General features: G+C 52.1%; 12 protein-coding genes. 9 read left to right on the top strand and 3 right to left on the bottom strand.

The window, feature by feature from the left end:
- Positions 1-87: 87 nt before the first annotated feature.
- Both J4650_RS14560 and J4650_RS14555 read right to left on the bottom strand, forming a co-directional pair.
- The gene (locus J4650_RS14560; protein ID WP_000364909.1) at positions 88-1224 is read right to left on the bottom strand and encodes an HlyD family secretion protein; all 1137 of its coding nucleotides are present in this window, start codon (positions 1222-1224) and stop codon (positions 88-90) included.
- 2 nt (positions 1225-1226) lie between these two features.
- Positions 1227-1589, bottom strand: coding sequence for a DUF3302 domain-containing protein (locus J4650_RS14555; protein WP_000479642.1), 363 nt, complete (start codon positions 1587-1589; stop codon positions 1227-1229).
- 533 nt (positions 1590-2122) lie between these two features.
- On the opposite strand from J4650_RS14555, the gene mtlA reads away from it, so the two are divergent.
- From mtlA to mtlR, 3 genes are all read left to right on the top strand, one after another.
- On the top strand, positions 2123-4039 hold the full coding sequence (mtlA, locus tag J4650_RS14550; protein ID WP_000093287.1) for a PTS mannitol transporter subunit IICBA: 1917 nt from the start codon (positions 2123-2125) through the stop codon (positions 4037-4039).
- Between the two features lie 220 nt (positions 4040-4259).
- Positions 4260-5408 carry a mannitol-1-phosphate 5-dehydrogenase gene (gene mtlD, locus J4650_RS14545; RefSeq protein ID WP_000645383.1) on the top strand — a complete coding sequence of 383 codons (1149 nt, stop codon included), beginning with the start codon at positions 4260-4262 and terminating at the stop codon, positions 5406-5408.
- On the top strand, positions 5405-5995 hold the full coding sequence (mtlR, locus tag J4650_RS14540; RefSeq protein ID WP_000193201.1) for a mannitol operon repressor MtlR: 591 nt from the start codon (positions 5405-5407) through the stop codon (positions 5993-5995). The genes mtlD and mtlR overlap by 4 nt, the downstream gene beginning before the upstream one ends.
- A gap of 9 nt (positions 5996-6004) precedes the next feature.
- Here mtlR and J4650_RS14535 read toward each other — a convergent pair whose 3' ends face one another.
- Positions 6005-6214 (bottom strand): hypothetical protein, encoded by a 210-nt coding sequence (locus J4650_RS14535; protein WP_001062558.1) that lies wholly within the window; start codon positions 6212-6214, stop codon positions 6005-6007.
- 290 nt (positions 6215-6504) lie between these two features.
- Here J4650_RS14535 and J4650_RS14530 point away from each other — a divergent pair, with 290 nt between their 5' ends.
- The 6 genes from J4650_RS14530 to lldD all read left to right on the top strand — a co-directional run bounded on the left by J4650_RS14530 (position 6505) and on the right by lldD (position 16382).
- A complete protein-coding gene (locus tag J4650_RS14530) occupies positions 6505-6867 on the top strand; it encodes a YibL family ribosome-associated protein (RefSeq protein WP_000665687.1) in 363 nt (120 codons plus the stop codon).
- Positions 6868-7355: 488 nt separating this feature from the next.
- Complete coding sequence (locus J4650_RS14525) at positions 7356-8039, top strand: DUF3251 domain-containing protein (RefSeq protein ID WP_023993475.1); 684 nt, start codon at positions 7356-7358, stop codon at positions 8037-8039.
- A 43-nt stretch (positions 8040-8082) separates the two neighbouring features.
- A complete protein-coding gene (gene sadA, locus J4650_RS14520) occupies positions 8083-12468 on the top strand; it encodes a trimeric autotransporter adhesin SadA (protein ID WP_023993474.1) in 4386 nt (1461 codons plus the stop codon).
- Between the two features lie 298 nt (positions 12469-12766).
- The gene (gene lldP, locus J4650_RS14515) at positions 12767-14422 is read left to right on the top strand and encodes an L-lactate permease (RefSeq protein ID WP_001055308.1); all 1656 of its coding nucleotides are present in this window, start codon (positions 12767-12769) and stop codon (positions 14420-14422) included.
- Positions 14419-15195, top strand: coding sequence for a transcriptional regulator LldR (gene lldR / locus J4650_RS14510; protein ID WP_000635444.1), 777 nt, complete (start codon positions 14419-14421; stop codon positions 15193-15195). The genes lldP and lldR overlap by 4 nt, the downstream gene beginning before the upstream one ends.
- The gene (lldD, locus tag J4650_RS14505; RefSeq protein ID WP_023993473.1) at positions 15192-16382 is read left to right on the top strand and encodes an FMN-dependent L-lactate dehydrogenase LldD; all 1191 of its coding nucleotides are present in this window, start codon (positions 15192-15194) and stop codon (positions 16380-16382) included. The genes lldR and lldD overlap by 4 nt, the downstream gene beginning before the upstream one ends.
- Positions 16383-16408 lie beyond the last annotated feature (26 nt).

The following is a 16408-nucleotide window of genomic DNA, read 5'->3' as shown; positions in this document are numbered from 1 at the left end:
TTTTGCCAACAAAAAAGCGGTGCCCAATGATAGTGGGGCACCGCTTAGTATGGCTCAGGTCACTGAAAATGGCAGGTGATGACGGTCTCAATGATCCAAATAAAGGTAATGCATCCAACTGGTCATGCGCAGCAGTACTTTACGCATTACCGACACGTGGGCGAAATGGTCGGAATAGACTGCGACCTGGGCATAGATACCGTCCGGCAGCGCATCCACATCGGCATTCGGATCCAGCTCAATCGTGGCCAGCACGCCATCGGTACCCGGCACCACCGTTAAGGACTGTAATGCGCCCTGCGCCTGATAAGAACCACCCGGAACGACAGGAAGAATACTGGTCAGCTTGCCGGTGAAAATCTGACCAGGCAGCGCGTTAAACACCACTTCCGCTTCATCGCCTGGTTTAAGGCGCAGCAGCGAGTTCTGGCGGAATTGCGCCACGATTTGCCGTTTTTGTTCAGGAATAAACACCATTACCGGACGCAAAGGTAATGCTGCTGCGTAAGTCCCCGGACGAATTAAAATCTGCGTGGCATAACCGTTGCTAGGGGCACGAACTACCGTCTGTTCAAGATTGTATTTAGCCTCGGCAAGCTGGGCACGTAGGGACGCAACCTGAGATTGCTCACCGTTGACCATACTGTCTAATTGGCTCTGAATCTGCGTCTGTTCTGCAACCGAGCCTTTGACCAGCGCATCCTGTGCCAGATAGTTTTGCCGAGCGTTATCGATATCGCTTTCAGAGAACGGGTTAACCTTCGCCTGACTGCCTTTCAAATAGCGTTGATAATCTTTATACAGACGGTCACGTTCAGCAGATACACGGGTGGTATTGGCGACCGCTTCCGACAACTGTGCTTTCAGGTTGTCGATGTTGTGCGTAGCGGTAACCAGATCAGCCTGCAGCCTGTCGACACGCGCCTGATACCGTACCGGATCGAGCTTAAACAGCACATCACCTTTTTTAATTAGCTGATTATTTTTATCTGTTACCTCACTAACAATTCCCGTGACTTGCGGAGTGACCGGAATTGAAATAACCGCTTTTTGCGCCGTAAAAGTATACGGGTGGTTATAGTTCATTAATAAAATCAATCCCGCAACAATGAACACCCCACCTAATGCAGCGGTAGCAAGCGTCCATTGGTTTACCGGAATACGGAATATTTTAAAGATGGCCCAGGCAAAGGCCACATAGGTCAGGACTATCAACAAATCCATGATTAAATCTCCGGAAAGGTGGAGTTATCGTTTTTTTTCTCCCCATCCAGTCTTTTTTCCAACTGGGTGATTCGCGCTGCCAGCGCGGCAATCTCAGGGTCTGACTCCTTTCCGGTCGGTGTGATGTGTGACTGCATTCCCCATCCCTTTTCAGGCTGGTAGAGCGTGGCCCAGATCCACAGGAACGGCCAAATAACATGAAGAGTGAACAGGCTCACCCATCCCGCAGTATGGATGGCATCGGCATGGGGATGGTTACGTTTTTTAGCCATGTTATAGGGAATATCGTGAATGGCGATGATTCCGTAAAACAGAACCAGAAAAACGAAGATCAGCACGCCCAACGCGAAATAATTTAGAAACATGCCTGCCTCGAATTCACGCTAATTAGAGTTTTTTATGCCGGCAGCCGTATGCACCCTGGCTGATGTTTTGAACATAACTGCAGTTTGGGGTTTTCGCCATACCACAAAATAAATATTTTTTCTGGTGAGAAGTTGCTTTGTTTTGCAATAAAAAATGTCGGGGGTAGAACCTGCCGCAGATCACATCTGCTCAAATCCAGATGAAAATAATTTGCGATCCACATCACAAAAATTCAACAAACAGCAAAACCAAAAATGTGAATCAGTTCACATTTAATCCTCATTTGCAGCGAATTATTGCACTGTGATGTTTTTTTGTACCGTTATTTTGTGATTAAAATCACATTAACTAACGCCATACACCCTATATTTACGTGACGAATATCACATAAAAGACCGTCGACTGGACAGTTGAACGATTCAGTGCCAGATTGCGCAGTATCTACACTACAGGGTCCGGCTACCTCTGCCGCTACATTAACAAACCTCGGGCTTTCAGCCTGCGCGACAGCAACATAAGAAGGGGTGTTTTTATGTCATCCGATATTAAGATCAAAGTGCAAAGCTTTGGTCGATTCCTCAGCAATATGGTGATGCCTAATATCGGCGCGTTTATCGCGTGGGGTATTATCACCGCATTATTTATTCCAACAGGGTGGTTGCCTAACGAAACGCTGGCGAAACTGGTTGGTCCGATGATCACCTACCTGCTGCCGCTGCTCATCGGTTATACCGGCGGTCGTCTGGTTGGCGGCGAACGCGGCGGCGTAGTGGGCGCTATCACTACCATGGGCGTTATTGTCGGCGCGGATATGCCGATGTTCCTCGGCTCGATGATCGCCGGTCCATTAGGCGGCTACTGCATTAAGAAATTCGACAGTTGGGTAGACGGTAAGATCAAATCCGGTTTTGAGATGCTGGTGAACAACTTCTCCGCTGGCATCATCGGTATGATCCTCGCCATCCTGGCGTTCCTCGGTATTGGTCCGGCGGTTGAAGTCCTGTCCAAAATTCTGGCGGCGGGCGTTAACTTCATGGTGGCGCACGATATGCTGCCGCTGGCGTCCATTTTTGTTGAACCGGCGAAAATCCTGTTCCTCAATAACGCGATTAACCACGGCATCTTCTCACCACTGGGTATCCAGCAGTCCCATGAGATGGGTAAATCCATCTTCTTCCTGATTGAAGCTAACCCGGGGCCAGGGATGGGCGTCCTGCTGGCGTACATGTTCTTCGGTCGCGGCAGCGCTAAACAGTCTGCGGGCGGCGCGGCAATTATCCACTTCCTGGGCGGTATCCATGAGATCTACTTCCCGTACGTGCTGATGAACCCACGCCTGATTCTGGCGGTGATTCTCGGCGGTATGACCGGCGTATTCACCCTGACCATCCTGAACGGCGGTCTGGTTTCTCCGGCTTCTCCTGGCTCCATTCTGGCCGTACTGGCGATGACGCCAAAAGGCGCTTACTTCGCTAACATCGCTGCCATCGTGGCGGCAATGGCGGTCTCCTTCGTGGTTTCTGCAATTCTGCTGAAAACCAGCAAAGTGAAAGAAGAAGATGACATTGAGGCGGCCACCCGTCGTATGCATGACATGAAAGCGGAATCTAAAGGCGCCTCTCCGCTGGCGGCTGGCGACGTGACCAACGACCTGAGCCATGTGCGTAAAATCATCGTGGCTTGCGATGCCGGTATGGGTTCCAGCGCGATGGGCGCAGGGGTACTGCGTAAGAAAGTACAGGATGCGGGCCTGAGCCAGATCTCCGTCACCAACAGCGCCATTAACAATCTGCCGCCGGATGTGGATCTGGTCATTACTCACCGTGACCTTACCGAGCGCGCGATGCGTCAGGTACCGCAGGCGCAGCATATTTCGCTAACCAACTTCCTGGATAGCGGCCTGTACACCAGCCTGACCGAACGTCTGGTTGCTGCACAGCGCCACAATACTAATGAAGAGAAAGTACGCGACCATCTGAAAGACAGCTTTGAGGAGGGTGATAACAACCTGTTCAAACTGGGTGCGGAGAATATCTTCCTGGGCCGTAAAGCCGCTAACAAAGAAGAGGCGATTCGCTTTGCCGGTGAACAACTGGTGAAAGGCGGCTATGTTGAGCCGGAATACGTCGAGGCGATGCTGGACCGCGAAAAGCTGACACCGACTTACCTCGGTGAATCCATCGCAGTTCCGCACGGTACGGTAGAAGCGAAAGACCGCGTGCTGAAAACCGGCGTGGTGTTCTGCCAGTATCCGGAAGGCGTACGCTTCGGTGAAGAAGAAGACGATATTGCCCGTCTGGTCATTGGTATCGCCGCACGTAACAATGAGCACATCCAGGTCATCACCAGCCTGACCAACGCGCTGGATGATGAATCCGTGATCGAACGTCTGGCGCACACCACCAGCGTGGATGAAGTGCTGGAACTGCTGGCAGGTAAAAAAGCTTAACAGTTAAGTATCCCCAAAATAGTTCGAGCTGCAGGAAGGCGGCAACGCAGTGAATCCCCAGGAGCGTACATAAGTACGTGACTGGGGTGAGCGAGGAGAGCCAACGCATCTGCAGTTCGAAATATGAAGGCGATATCCTCTCCCTTGTGGAGAGGGTTAGGTTGAGGGAAAAGCCTCACCCCAGCCCTCTCGGGTAAAAACATTAATGAAGGTTAATACTATGAAAGCATTACATTTTGGCGCAGGTAATATCGGTCGTGGCTTTATCGGCAAATTGCTGGCTGACGCGGGGATACAACTGACGTTTGCGGATGTAAACCAGGTCGTACTCGATGCCCTGAATGCCCGTCATAGCTATCAGGTTCATGTTGTGGGTGAAAATGAGCAGGTGGATACCGTTTCCGGCGTCAACGCTGTCAGCAGCATCGGCGATGATGTTGTCGACCTGATTGCCCACGTTGATTTAATCACCACTGCCGTGGGCCCGGTGGTGCTTGAGCGTATCGCTCCGGCTATCGCTAAAGGGCTGGTAAAACGTAAGGCGCAGGGCGTGGATGCCCCGCTGAATATCATCGCCTGCGAAAATATGGTGCGCGGCACCACGCAGCTGAAAGGCCACGTAATGAATGCGCTGGCAGATGGCGATAAAGCCTGGGTTGAACAGCACGTCGGTTTTGTCGATTCCGCCGTTGACCGCATCGTGCCGCCATCTGCTTCTGCGACCCATGACCCGCTGGAAGTGACGGTAGAAACCTTCAGCGAGTGGATCGTCGATAAAACCCAGTTTAAAGGCGCATTGCCGACCATTCCGGGGATGGAGTTAACGGATAACCTGATGGCATTTGTCGAACGTAAACTCTTCACGCTGAACACGGGTCATGCTATAACCGCGTACCTCGGCAAATTAGCCGGTCATCAGACCATTCGCGACGCTATTCTCGATGAGAGTATTCGCGCGGTGGTGAAAGGCGCGATGGAAGAAAGCGGCGCGGTGCTGATCAAACGCTACGGTTTTGATGCCGACAAACATGCGGCATACATTCAGAAAATCCTCGGTCGTTTTGAAAACCCGTATCTGAAAGATGACGTCGAACGCGTAGGTCGTCAGCCGCTACGCAAACTCAGCGCGGGCGACCGTCTGATCAAACCGCTGCTTGGCACCCTGGAATATGGTCTGCCGCATGTGAATCTGGTGAAAGGGATCGCGGCGGCGATGCATTTCCGTAGCGATGAAGATCCGCAGGCGCAGGAGTTGGCGGCTCTGATTACCGAAAAAGGCCCGCAGGCCGCGCTGGCGCAAATTTCCGGGCTGGATGCCAATAGCGATGTGGTGGCGGAGGCGGTTAACGCATATAACGCGACCAAATGACGCAGAACCCGGCGCAGGTTAGCCTGCGCCCAAATAACAGATTGTCAGATATGCAGGCAATAATGGAACAAACCCAGGCCTTTGAAAATCGTGTGCTTGAGCGTCTGAATGCTGGCAAAACCGTACGGAGCTTCCTGATTACCGCCGTCGAGTTATTGACCGAGGCGGTGAACATTCTGGTGCTCCAGGTGTTTCGCAAAGACGACTATGCCGTGAAATACGCTGTGGAACCGTTGCTGGACGGCGACGGGCCGCTGGGCGATCTTTCGGTACGTCTGAAACTTATCTATGGCCTGGGCGTACTCAGCCGCACCGAATATGAAGATGCGGAGCTGTTAATGGCGCTGCGCGAAGAGCTGAATCACGATGGCAATGAGTACGCCTTTACCGACGATGAAATCCTCGGGCCGTTTGGCGAACTGCACTGCGTCATGGCGCTACCGCCGCCGCCGCATTTTGATACGTCCGACGCGGCGCTATACGCCATGCAAATTCAGCGCTACCAGCAGGCGGTGCGTTCGACGATGGTCCTCTCTCTGACCGAGCTGATTTCTAAAATCAGCTTAAAAAAGGCCTTTCAAAAGTAAATCCCGCCGTTAACCTCTTTCTTCTTCTTTTGGTCGGTACAGCCGCCGGTAATATTCCAGACGCTGCAAATAAATGGGCGCGCTCTCCGACGGCACCTCGGAAGGAACATAATCACGCGGCGGCGTTTTATTCAGGTATTCACGGAACGCCTGGCTGGACGCCATAAAATCGACGGCTTTATCAATAAGAAGTGGTACGTTCTCACCTATTTTTGCCATGATAGATCCTCCATGTGGGACCCGCGTCTGACTCCCGCGGTCGCTTATTTGAGTTTAGGATCAATTTAGCGTTGTCATTGAGGAAAATGTGCTTAATCGCTTTTCTTGCCGACAAAAGGGCGCTTCATCTTTTCTTTCGACAAAAAGGATTTTATTCTCAACGAGATAATTAAATAATGAGCAGTGTAATACTTGCCGTAATTGATTATCTTTACGTCATGAGTTGTGAAGAATCACTCACTGCGCGCATACTATAAGGTATCTATCCCATTTCTATCAGAAGCTATCCCATGAAAGAAGTTGAAAAAAACGAAATTAAACGCCTGAGCGATCGTCTTGACGCTATTCGCCACCAGCAGGCAGGTCTCTCTCTGGTTGAATCCGCCGATAAATACGCGGAGCTGGAAAAAGAAAAAGAGACGCTGGAAGCAGAAATTATCCGTCTGCGCGAAGTACACAGCCAGAAACTGAGTAAAGAAGCGCAGAAGCTGATGAACCTGCCGTTTCGCCGCGCGATCACTAAAAAAGAGCAGGCCGATATGGGCAAACTCAAAAAAAGCGTACGCGGCCTGATCGTGGTCCACCCGATGACGGCGCTGGGCCGGGAAATGGGGCTCAAAGAGATGACAGGCTTCGCGAAGAGCGAGTTCTAAACCTTCCGCATCCCAGGCTCTCAGGACACCCGTTGTACGGAGGGTGTCTTGAGAGCATCGGGCTATATTCCGAATTTTTCATGGAAGTATTTACACCGCTTATATACAAGTTCATTTTTAACGGTAGTCCCTGCTTTTTCAGGATGAAAAATTCCACTATCATGCCTGTTTGTATTTATACAATGAATTTTTTTCATCCCCTTTTCTTATACCCCGCAGAATATGATTGACCCGCAAAATTAAATAACATTATCATCCCTGAAAAAAATCCCCATACATAAACATTATAATTATATTTTTATAAAGCATTGCTATGAGCAATTGATAAATAACGTCGGGTTTTTGCGCGCTTCTATAGAAGCGACGAATGTTTTCATTCTAACCATACGTTAATGAGTTATTGGCAATACTCGCTGAATGATGAGCTAGTTGTATAAATAACAGGTTAACTATTTATATTATATAAATTATTAACAAGGATATTTCATATGCACAAAAATGGAAAATTTATCCCCCTGCTTGCGTTGGGATTCACATTCTTTTTATCTGGTTGTGATTACTTCGCAGATAAACACCTTGTTGAAGAAATGAAAGAACAACAAAAAGAACAAGAAACAAAGATAAACCTGTTAGAAAAACAACAAAAAGAACAAGAAGCAAAGATAAATCTGTTAGAAAAACAACAAGCTACGATTATCAACACAACCAAAAAGGTCACCGAAGTCGTTGGCCGCGTTGAACGCAAACAACGGCTATTCGACTATACAGAACTGGATCCATCACAAACGCACTATTTTATTATTAACAACGGCAATATCGGATTAGCCGGGCGTATTCTATCTATTGAGCCAATAGATAATGGAAGTGTTATTCATCTTGATTTAGTTAACTTACTCAGCATTCCGGTATCAAACCTTGCGTTTAATATGACATGGGGTACGAAAAAACCTTCCGAGGCAAAAGATCTGCCTCGCTGGAAACAACTCCTGCTCAACACGAAAATGGACTCGACAATCGAACTCTTACCGGGAGCATGGACAAACGTCACGCTAACATTAAAAGGCGTATCGCCCAATAATCTTAAGTATCTAAAAATAGGTATTAACATGGAGAATGTCATATTCGACAGCATACAACCTATTAATGATACGAAAAAGAAGCCAAAAAAATAATAGCCATTGATACAATTATTTTAGAAAAGGAAAGCACTTACTCATGAACAGAATATTTAAAGTCCTCTGGAATGCCGCTACGGGAACATTTGTTGTCACCAGCGAAACCGCAAAAAGCCGCGGCAAAAAAAGCGGCCGCAGAAAGCTGGCAGTTTCCGCACTCATCGGTCTTAGCAGCATTATGGTTTCTGCGGATGCACTGGCCAACGCAGGAAACGATACAGGCGACGGCGTTACTCCAACGGGTACCCAGACTGGAGGAAAAGGGTGGATTGCAATTGGTACCGATGCCACAGCCAATACTTACACCAACGTTGATGGCGCAAGCGCCGCAATGGGTTATAAAGCCTCCGCGATGGGGAAATGGAGTACCGCCATTGGTTCCTACAGCCAGTCCACCGGCGACTCTTCGTTAGCGCTTGGCGTAAAATCGGTTTCTGCCGGTGACCGGGCCATTGCAATGGGCGCCTCATCCTCAGCCAGTGGAAGTTATTCAATGGCAATGGGTGTGTATGCCAATTCGAGCGGCGCAAAATCGGTTGCATTAGGTTATAGATCTGTCGCGAGCGGAGCAACTTCCTCTGCATTAGGTTATCAAGCTACTGCGAGCGGCGACGACAGCGCTGCTTTTGGTAATGGCGCAAAAGCGGTAGGCACCAACTCAGTTGCCCTTGGCTCGGGCTCTATCGCCCAGGAAGACAATTCCGTCGCCGTGGGTAACAGCACCACTCAGCGGCAGATCACCTACGTTGCTAAAGGCGACATCAATTCCACCAGTACCGATGCCGTTACAGGTGCGCAAATTTATTCTTTAAGTCAATCCGTCGCCGACCGACTCGGCGGAGGGGCTTCCGTTAATTCTGATGGTACAGTGAATGCGCCCCTCTACGAGGTAGGCACAGGCATCTACAATAACGTAGGCAGTGCATTAAGCGCACTTAACACTTCTATCACTAACACAGAGGCCTCTGTCGCAGGATTAGCCGAAGACGCGCTGTTGTGGGATGAAAGCATCAGCGCCTTTAGCGCTAGCCACACGGGAAACGCCAGCAAAATCACCAATCTGGCGGCGGGTACCCTGGCTGCGGACAGCACCGATGCCGTTAACGGCTCTCAGTTGTTTGATACAAATGAGAAAGTGGATCAGAACACTGCTGATATCGCCACCAATACCGACAGCATCAACCAAAACACTGCCGATATTACCGCTAATACCGACAGCATTAACCAGAACACAACCGATATCGCCGCCAATACGACCAGCATCAATCAGAACACTACTGATATCGCCACCAACACCACCAATATCAACAGCCTGAGCGACTCCGTCACCACGCTCACCGATGATGCCCTGCTTTGGGATGCAGCCTCTGGCGCATTCAGCGCTAAGCACAACGGAAGCGACAGTAAAATCACCAATCTGGCGGCGGGTACCCTGGCTGCTGACAGCACCGACGCCGTTAACGGCTCTCAGTTGTTTGCCACCAACGAAAATGTGTCGCAGAACACCACTGACATCGCTGCCAACACCACCAGCATCAATCAGAACACCACTGATATCGCCACCAACACCACCAATATCAACAGTCTGAGCGACTCCGTCACCACGCTCACCGATGATGCCCTGCTTTGGGATGCAGCCTCTGGCGCATTCAGCGCTAAGCACAACGGAAGCGACAGTAAAATCACCAACCTGGCGGCGGGTACCCTGGCTGCGGACAGCACCGATGCCGTTAACGGCTCTCAGCTGTTTGCCACCAACGAAAATGTGTCTCAGAACACCACGGATATCGCTGCCAATACAACCAGCATCAATCAGAACACCACTGATATCGCCACCAACACCACCAGCATCAACAACCTGAGCAATTCCGTCACCACGCTCACCGATGATGCCCTGTTATGGGATGCAGCCTCTGGCACATTCAGCGCCAGCCGTAGCGGAAGCGCCAGCAAGATCACCAATCTGGCGGCGGGCACCCTGGCCGCGGACAGTACAGACGCGGTAAACGGCTCCCAGTTGTATGAAACCAACCAGAGGGTGGATCAAAACACCTCTGCTATCGCAGATATTAATACGTCCATCACCAATCTTAGCTCTGACAACCTGAGCTGGAATGAGACAACGAGTTCGTTCTCTGCCAGCCACGGAAGTAGTACGACAAACAAAATCACCAACGTTGCTGCCGGAGAGCTGTCTGAAGAAAGTACCGACGCCGTTAACGGATCGCAGCTGTTCGAAACCAATGAAAAAGTGGATCAGAACACGACCGATATCGCCGCCAATACCACTAACATCACTCAGAACAGCACCGCGATTGAGAACCTGAATACTTCTGTCTCCGACATTAATACGTCCATTACCGGCCTCACTGATAACGCTCTGTTATGGGACGAAGACATCGGCGCTTTCAGCGCAAACCACGGTGGAAGCACCAGTAAAATAACCAATGTCGCCGCCGGGGCGCTTTCTGAGGACAGTACAGACGCGGTAAACGGCTCACAGTTGTATGAAACCAACCAGAAGGTGGATCAAAACACCTCTGCTATCGCGGATATCAATACGTCCATCACCAATCTTGGTACCGATGCACTGAGCTGGGATGACGAAGAAGGCGCGTTCAGCGCCAGCCACGGTACCAGCGGTACCAATAAGATAACCAATGTAGCAGCAGGTGAAATCGCCAGTGACAGTACTGACGCTGTTAATGGCTCTCAGCTTTATGAAACTAACATGCTGATTTCTCAGTATAATGAATCTATTAGCCAACTAGCCGGCGATACCAGCGAAACCTATATCACGGAAAATGGTACCGGCGTGAAATACATCCGTACGAATGATAACGGGCTTGAAGGCCAGGATGCATACGCAACGGGTAACGGCGCAACGGCAGTAGGTTACGACGCCGTCGCCTCTGGCGCTGGCAGTCTGGCTCTTGGCCAAAACAGCAGCAGCAGCATTGATGGCAGTATCGCTTTGGGCAGTGGCTCCACCTCTAACCGCGCTATTACAACCGGTATACGAGAAACGAGCGTAACAAGCGATGGCGTCGTCATTGGCTACAATACAACAGACAGAGAGTTGCTGGGCGCGTTGTCATTGGGGACGGATGGAGAAAGCTATCGTCAAATTACCAACGTTGCTGACGGCTCTGAAGCGCAAGATGCGGTAACAGTTCGTCAGTTACAAAATGCCATTGGTGCGGTCACTACTACACCGACCAAGTACTACCACGCAAACTCAACGGAAGAAGATTCACTGGCTGTCGGAACTGACTCACTGGCAATGGGTGCGAAGACTATCGTCAATGCTGATGCAGGTATTGGTATTGGTCTGAATACACTGGTGATGGCTGATGCCATCAACGGGATTGCTATCGGTTCTAACGCACGCGCCAACCATGCAAACAGTATTGCAATGGGTAATGGTTCTCAGACCACTCGCGGCGCACAGACTGACTACACCGCCTACAACATGGACACACCGCAGAACTCTGTCGGTGAGTTCTCTGTCGGCAGTGAAGACGGTCAACGTCAGATCACTAACGTCGCGGCGGGTTCGGCAGATACCGATGCCGTTAACGTGAGTCAATTGAAAGTAACGGACGCGCAGGTTTCCAGGAATACCCAGAGCATTACTAACCTGAATACTCAGGTATCGAATCTGGATACCCGCGTCACCAATATCGAAAACGGCATTGGCGATATCGTCACTACCGGTAGCACCAAGTACTTCAAGACCAACACCGATGGCGTAGATGCAAATGCCCAGGGTGCGGACAGCGTCGCGATTGGCTCTGGCTCTATTGCTGCCGCTGAAAACAGCGTAGCGTTAGGCACAAATTCAGTCGCAGATGAAGCTAATACTGTGTCTGTCGGCTCTTCTACTCAACAACGCCGTATTACCAACGTTGCCGCAGGGGTGAACAACACTGACGCGGTTAATGTGGCGCAACTGAAAGCCTCAGAAGCAGGCTCCGTGCGTTATGAAACCAATGCAGATGGCTCGGTTAACTATAGCGTGCTCAACCTGGGAGACGGGAGTGGCGGTACCACTCGGATCGGCAATGTTTCAGCGGCGGTGAATGATACGGATGCGGTTAACTATGCGCAATTGAAACGCAGCGTCGAAGAAGCAAACACCTATACCGACCAGAAAATGGGTGAAATGAACAGCAAAATCAAAGGTGTAGAAAACAAGATGAGCGGCGGTATCGCTTCAGCGATGGCGATGGCCGGTCTGCCACAAGCCTACGCCCCGGGCGCCAACATGACCTCGATTGCTGGCGGTACGTTTAATGGTGAAAGTGCCGTCGCCATTGGTGTCTCCATGGTAAGTGAAAGCGGGGGCTGGGTGTATAAATTGCAAGGAACCAGCAACAGCCAGGGCGATTACTCTGCGGCCATTGGCGCGGGCTTCCAGTGGTAATGAAGTAACAACACTCCCGACATCAAAGGCAATGGCATAATGCCATTGCCTTTTCACTTCCCTTTGCTGTCCTCTCCCCTCAATTGGCCCTACCAATTTTAGCCCGTTACCACAGCCTACTCACATTTCACTAAATTAACTCTACAATACCGTTGCCAATAAATAACATCTGGTTAACTATTTGTTGTCATTATCCATACACAACAATATTGGCAGGACCACTTTTACACATAATGTGACCCCAACGAGATGAGCAAAGATTCATCCCATTATGCGTGTGGTTCTCAGGAGACCTGCAATGAACCTCTGGCAACAAAACTATGACCCGGCGGGTAATATCTGGCTTTCCAGCCTGATCGCATCGCTCCCAATCCTGTTCTTCTTTTTCGCCCTGATTAAACTCAAGCTGAAAGGCTACGTTGCCGCTTCGTGGACGGTGGTTATCGCGCTCGCCGTCGCGCTGCTGTTCTATAAAATGCCGGTCGATCACGCGCTGGCATCGGTCGTGTATGGCTTCTTCTACGGGCTATGGCCGATTGCCTGGATAATCATCGCCGCGGTCTTCGTCTATAAAATTTCGGTCAAGACCGGGCAGTTTGACATTATTCGCTCGTCAATTCTGTCGATTACCCCCGATCAACGTCTGCAAATGCTGATTGTCGGCTTCTGCTTCGGCGCGTTTCTTGAAGGCGCGGCGGGTTTCGGCGCGCCGGTGGCGATAACCGCCGCGCTGCTGGTGGGTCTGGGCTTTAATCCGCTGTATGCGGCAGGGCTGTGCCTGATTGTAAACACCGCGCCTGTCGCCTTTGGCGCGATGGGGATCCCGATTCTGGTTGCCGGACAGGTCACGGGCCTGGACAGCTTTGAAATCGGTCAGATGGTAGGCCGCCAGTTGCCATTCCTGACCATTATCGTGCTGTTCTGGATTATGGCGATTATGGACGGCTGGCGCGGCGTGAAAGAAACCTGGCCTGCGGTGATGGTCTCTGGCGGTTCGTTTGCTATCGCCCAGTATCTCAGCTCCAACTTTATCGGGCCGGAACTGCCGGACATTATCTCTTCGCTGGTGTCTCTGGTGTGCCTGACGCTGTTCCTCAAACGTTGGCAGCCGGTGCGCATCTTCCGCTTCGGCGATATGGGCGCGTCACAGGTCGATCAGACGCTGGCCCGTACCCGCTATACGACAGGGCAAATCGTTCGCGCCTGGTCGCCGTTTCTGTTCCTGACCGCCACGGTCACTCTCTGGAGCATACCGCCGTTCAAAGCGCTGTTTGCCCCCGGCGGCGCGCTGTATGACTGGGTAATTAACGTTCCGGTACCGTATCTCGATAAACTGGTCGCCCGTATGCCGCCGGTTGTACACGAAGCGACCGCTTACGCGGCGGTGTATAAATTTGACTGGTTCTCCGCCACCGGCACGGCGATCCTGTTTGCCGCGCTGTTGTCTATCGTCTGGCTGAAAATGAAACCCTCAGCCGCAATCCAGACCTTTGGCAGCACGCTGAAAGAGCTGGCGTTGCCGATTTACTCCATCGGCATGGTGCTGGCGTTCGCGTTTATCTCGAACTATTCCGGGCTTTCTTCCACGCTGGCGTTAGCGCTGGCGCACACCGGCAGCGCCTTCACGTTCTTCTCGCCGTTCCTCGGCTGGCTGGGGGTATTCCTGACCGGCTCGGATACCTCATCTAACGCGCTGTTTGCCTCTCTACAGGCTACCGCGGCGCAGCAAATCGGCGTCTCTGATGTACTGATGGTGGCGGCGAACACCACTGGAGGCGTAACCGGGAAGATGATCTCGCCGCAGTCTATCGCCATCGCCTGCGCGGCGGTGGGGCTGGTAGGGAAAGAGTCCGATCTGTTCCGTTTTACTGTCAAACACAGCCTGATCTTCACCTGTATGGTGGGCGTGATCACTACGCTTCAGGCCTATGTTTTAACCTGGATGATTCCGTGATTGTGATACCAAAACGCCTGTCAGACGAGATTGCCTCTCGCGTGCGGGCGCTGATTGAAGAACAAAACCTGGAAGCGGGCATGAAATTGCCCGCCGAGCGCCAGTTGGCTCTACAGCTTGGCGTATCACGCAACTCTTTACGCGAAGCGCTGGCGAAGCTGGTCAGCGAAGGCGTGCTGGTGAGTCGTCGCGGCGGCGGGACATTTGTCCGCTGGCAGCACGAAACCTGGTCTGAACAGAATATCGTGCAACCGCTGAAAATGCTGATGGCGAACGATCCGGACTACAGTTTCGACATTCTGGAGGCCCGCCACGCCATTGAAGCCAGTACGGCCTGGCACGCCGCCATGCGTGCCACCGCTGCCGACAAAGAGAAAATCAGACTCTGCTTTGATGCGACGCTCAGCGAAGACCCGGATCTCGCCTCCCAGGCCGACGTGCGCTTTCATCTGGCGATCGCGGAAGCCTCGCACAATGTGGTGCTGTTGCAAACCATGCGCGGTTTCTTCGACGTCCTGCAATCCTCCGTCAAACAGAGTCGCCAGCGTATGTATCTCGTTCCGCCCGTATTCTCAAAGCTGACGGAACAACACCAGGCGGTGATGGACGCCATTCTGGACGGTAACGCCGAGGGCGCGCGTAAAGCGATGATGGCGCACCTCAGTTTTGTCCACACCACGATTAAACGATTTGATGAAGACCAGGCCCGCCAGGCGCGTATTACCCGCCTGCCCGGCGACCATAATGAGATGACCAGGGAGAATAAATCATGATTATTTCAGCAGCCAGCGATTATCGCGCCGCAGCTCAGCGCACGTTGCCTCCTTTCCTCTTCCACTACATCGACGGCGGCGCGTATGCGGAATATACCCTGCGCCGAAATGTGGAAGACCTGTCGCAAGTCGCTCTGCGCCAGCGCGTGCTGAAAAATATGTCCGATTTAAGCCTGGAAACGATCCTGTTTAACGAAACGTTGTCGATGCCGGTGGCATTAGCGCCGGTAGGCCTGTGCGGCATGTACGCCCGTCGCGGCGAAGTACAGGCCGCCGCCGCCGCAGACGCAAAGGGCATTCCGTTCACCCTTTCCACCGTCTCCGTCTGTCCGATAGAAGAAGTTGCACCAACCATTAAGCGCCCGATGTGGTTCCAGCTTTATGTGCTGCGTGACCGGGGCTTTATGCGCAACGCGCTTGAACGTGCAAAAGCGGCGGGCTGCTCCACGCTGGTCTTTACCGTGGATATGCCAACGCCGGGCGCGCGCTACCGTGACGCCCACTCCGGGATGAGCGGCCCAAACGCGGCCATGCGCCGTTACTGGCAGGCGGTGATGCACCCTAAATGGGCGTGGGATGTCGGCCTGAACGGTCGCCCGCATGATTTAGGCAATATTTCCGCCTATCTGGGTAAACCGACCGGCCTTGAGGACTATATCGGCTGGCTGGCAAATAACTTCGATCCGTCCATTTCCTGGAAAGATCTGGAGTGGATACGCGAATTCTGGGACGGCCCAATGGTGATCAAAGGGATCCTCGATCCAGAAGATGCCCGCGATGCGGTACGTTTCGGCGCTGACGGTATCGTGGTGTCGAATCACGGCGGCCGCCAGCTCGATGGCGTGCTCTCTTCCGCCCGCGCCCTGCCCGCCATTGCCGATGCGGTGAAAGGCGATATCGCCATTCTGGCGGACAGCGGGATTCGTAACGGGCTGGATGTCGTGCGTATGATTGCGCTGGGGGCCGATACCGTACTGCTGGGTCGGGCCTATCTCTACGCGCTGGCGACGGCAGGAAAAGCGGGTGTCGCCAACCTGCTGGACCTGATCGAGAAAGAGATGAAAGTCGCCATGACCCTGACCGGCGCGAAATCCATTAGCGAAATCAGTGGCGATTCACTGGTGCAGGAACTGGGGAGAAGTTTGCCCGCCGCGCTGGCGCCAATGAGCAAAGGCGATGCCGCCTGAACGCCTGCCGCGTGAGAGCCCGGTAA

The sequence above is a fragment of the Salmonella sp. 32120201201600049SM genome, assembly GCF_017572835.1.
In the GTDB taxonomy this organism is placed as follows: Bacteria; Pseudomonadota; Gammaproteobacteria; order Enterobacterales; family Enterobacteriaceae; genus Salmonella; species Salmonella enterica.
The sequence above is the reverse complement of the archived record's forward strand: the minus strand, read 5'-3'. Positions and strand labels throughout refer to the sequence as shown.